Below are 381 nucleotides of genomic sequence, written 5' to 3' on the forward strand. Positions count from 1 at the left end.
GATTAGAATTAGAGAACACAACATTGTTTGGGTCTGTAGCTCAGCTGGTTAGAGCGCACGCCTGATAAGCGTGAGGTCGGTAGTTCAAGTCTACTCAGACCCACCACTTCTTCCCGATGCTGCGTTTTTAAGCTCGTCGTTTAGAAAGCACTAAACGTCCTCGCTTAAAGCCTTGCCTCGAAAAGAAGTGTAAACAAACAATGTATTCCTAGTAATGTGGGGCTATAGCTCAGCTGGGAGAGCGCCTGCCTTGCACGCAGGAGGTCAGCAGTTCGATCCTGCTTAGCTCCACCACTTTACTACCACTTCTTAAAGATAAGCACTCTTACTTAGTTTAAATTTATATAAACTGAGAGTTTTTAACTCTGAGAAGTTATTCTC

General features: G+C 44.1%; 2 tRNA genes. Both read left to right on the top strand.

The features are described from left to right. The first annotated feature begins 29 nt into the window (after window positions 1-29). Window positions 30-106: transfer RNA gene (locus tag L1077_RS27245), tRNA-Ile, on the top strand. Window positions 107-218: 112 nt separating this feature from the next. Further along, window positions 219-294: transfer RNA gene (locus tag L1077_RS27250), tRNA-Ala, on the top strand. Window positions 295-381 lie beyond the last annotated feature (87 nt).

The sequence above is a fragment of the Pseudoalteromonas luteoviolacea genome (assembly GCF_021654285.1).
GTDB lineage: Bacteria > Pseudomonadota > Gammaproteobacteria > Enterobacterales > Alteromonadaceae > Pseudoalteromonas > Pseudoalteromonas luteoviolacea_J.